2 protein-coding genes are annotated in these 3,023 nt (G+C 34.9%); both read left to right on the top strand.

What is annotated here, in order from left to right:
* Positions 1-248 precede the first annotated feature (248 nt).
* Positions 249-608 (top strand): IS1 transposase, encoded by a 360-nt coding sequence (locus K737_RS10815; RefSeq protein ID WP_024161314.1) that lies wholly within the window; start codon positions 249-251, stop codon positions 606-608.
* 142 nt (positions 609-750) lie between these two features.
* On the top strand, positions 751-1,692 hold the full coding sequence (locus K737_RS06620) for a hypothetical protein (RefSeq protein ID WP_006296826.1): 942 nt from the start codon (positions 751-753) through the stop codon (positions 1,690-1,692).
* The last annotated feature ends 1,331 nt before the right edge of the window (positions 1,693-3,023 follow it).

The following is a 3,023-nucleotide window of genomic DNA, read 5'->3' as shown; positions in this document are numbered from 1 at the left end:
CTGCGTTCCAAACTTCCAATTGGTGCCATCGAGCATTAAATGCATTTTAGGAACTGGCTCCCAAATGCTTGATATTAAGGCTTTTGAGAAGAGTCCAGAATCAATTACTTGTCCTTTTAAAAAAACGCCTGACGCGTTCAAGCTTGGATTTTATTGAAGGTGGAGCGTTCATCTTGTGGATCAGCGCAGGATGCTGAACCTTTCGCTGATCGATCATACTAAGCACGAAGGTTCATTTGCATTAAACATTGTTGTTTATTTTTAATAAAATAGCCTGTCTTTCGGATCTTTTAAAGCCCCTTCAAAAAAGTGAGGGGGAGTATGGGGCAGGTTTTAATAAAATTATTCCAAGCAACCGCCTCTTTCAGGAAAAAGATAAAACGTTTTCCATTGAACAAAATAATGCTCCACACCGCCATTGGTTTGCAAGATTTTGCCCCCCCCTTGCAAACACACGATCTCTTGAAATGCTAGAGGGAACACTGCGTATTTTTGCAGCACTTCACGTTAATAAAACTTTGAAAATTTATATGCTATCTTTTGTTAAAAGTCTCGTATTTTTGAAGGGGGGATTTGATTACGGGAAATTTTTATGCGCTTACCTATAAAAATTATCGATAAATCTAATAAAATATTTTAAATCTAATCGTTTTATTTGAATTTTTATTAATAATAAATGAATTGCAATAAAATAAAATATTAATAAAAATATTGTACAATTATATTTAGTTTATAAAAACAAAAAGTAAAATGAACAAAAAAATAAAAAAATATATTGTTTTTGTACTTTCGTCAGGAGTACTGGATAGTCCAATTTACGCTAATCCTCCTTATGAGCAAAAAAAGCAAGATATACAGCCTTCTTTATCTAGTAATACTGATGGTATTTCCCAAAACGAATATCTAAAAAAAGATTTAAATATACATAGTGATAATAATACAATAATGAATAATAAATATGATAAAAGAAGTAGAAATCAAATGAGAAGAAAAAATGATTTTAAAAAGTATAGTGCAGAGAATGTATATGATCGCAACTTTAAAAACTCTGAAAATAATAAAGAGGGATATAACCAGACGAAAAAAAATGATCAGGTGAATAATAAAGGGCAATCTAAGCCTTCGTCTCAGTCAAATCTTCGTGATCAATTTCATGGCTCTGGAGCTTATTCTCAGAATCAGCAGAACTCCCATCAGCAGAACTCCTATCAGAAGAATCCTTATCAGCAGAATTCCCATCAGCAGAATCCTTATCAGCAGAATCCCTATCAGCAGAATCCCTATCAGCAGAATCCCTATCAGCAGAATTCCTATCAGCAGAATCCCTATCAGCAGAATCCCTATCAGCAGAATCCCTATCAGCAGAATCCCTATCAGCAGAATCCCTATAATGCCTATTCTTATTCTGCTTATCCTCAGAACCCTTATAATACTTATCCCCAAGGTGCTTATTCTGAGAATGGAAAAAATGGAAAACTAGCTCTCGCTTCTGCTATTACCCAAATTACAGCAGATACGTTAAAAGAGGTTGCAGGAAATTCAAAAAGTAAAGGCCTAGCAACTGTTGCTCAAGGAATGAGTGGTTTTGGAAAAATAATGGGAGAAGTCAACAATAAAAGAGATGCATTGCGTTCCGACGGCGCTTCACCTGAAAACAAATATTATCCCCCTTATTATCCCCCTTATAAATAGTTTAAGGTGACAATGTAATTATAGAAAAATAATGAACTATAAAAAAATTAAATAATAATTTTGTAAAGATTAAAAAAAAATATCCATGTAAAATCTTCAAGGGATTAAACTTAAAATACGGGGAAAATCAGACAATTTTTCTCCGAAGATTTTTTAAACTTAATAAGAGTTCCATACTAGAAATCAAAAGTTTTCTGTAAAAACCTCATCTCCTGATTAGAAATTATTTCTGAGTTATTTAAATTGATCGAAAATTTTCCAAACAACGGACAGTTTTTCTAATTTTCAAGGAGGAATCCAAAAAAAAGCCGAAAAAATTTTTGTGATGTAGAAAAAGATATAAAGCCTGTCTTCAATTGAGTTGATTTTTTTGTTTTTTTTTGAGAATTCAATAAAAACTCAAAAGCAATGTGTGTTAAATGAGACGTTATGCGTTGAGGAAGGATCTGTGAGATAAGATAAACAATCTTTTGCCTAGAAAAACAAAAACTAGGGGATGAAGCCAAGGGCAGTTTATGGAAGCTGTTTTGTACTGATATCATACAGGTATTCCATGGAGAGATTTGCCAGAACGTTTTGGTAATTTCAAATCCTCCACACTCGTTAGAGTCAAAACGGCGCGTGGAAAAGCGTTTTTGAAATCTTAGCCAGTGATGCCGGACAAAAAGTACGCGAACGATTGTGCATGCACATCAATACAGCGCTGGCGCTAAAAAAAGATTGGGACCAAGACATCTGAGCTCCAAGATCTAAGCACTCTGTGATGCCCAAGGCAATTTCACCAGAAATCCCATCGCTTTTTACTTGACAAAAAGTCAGACCCATAATTTGGAAGACGCCGATGCGTTGATCACCTCGTGAAGGTTAATGCGGTGCTTGCCGATAAAGCGTATGATGCCGATGAAAGAAGGCGGCGAAAACTTAGAACCTGTATTTATGAATAAAAAAGTGTGATATAAAAGGCTTGAAGGTGTAGAAGAAGAATTATCAAGCGCTTTAAAAAAGAAAGAGTGGGAAGTGAAAAAGCATCATTTTGATAGCGGCAATAGAAGCAAATACAACAAAAAAGAGGGGGGTAATGCAGTATGTTATATAATCAAGAGCAATTGTCAATGGACGGTACATTCGTTTTATAGACCATGTAGGATTAAGGAGGTATGGGAAAAAGTGATGCATGAACTTGTTAAGACAAGCCGAAGTAAGTATGAAAGGAGTAAGAATCCCAGCTATAGCATCTTATTCACAAAGTGTTAAAACAAGTGTTAACCCCACAGGAGCCTCAGAAAAAATAGGTATAGATGGGGGGAAAAAAGATACGTAAACGGCATAGT

Source organism: Holospora undulata HU1 (genome assembly GCF_000388175.3).
Lineage (GTDB): Bacteria > Pseudomonadota > Alphaproteobacteria > Holosporales > Holosporaceae > Holospora > Holospora undulata_A.
Note: the sequence above shows the minus strand (reverse complement) of the source record. Positions and strands in the feature narration are given on the sequence as shown.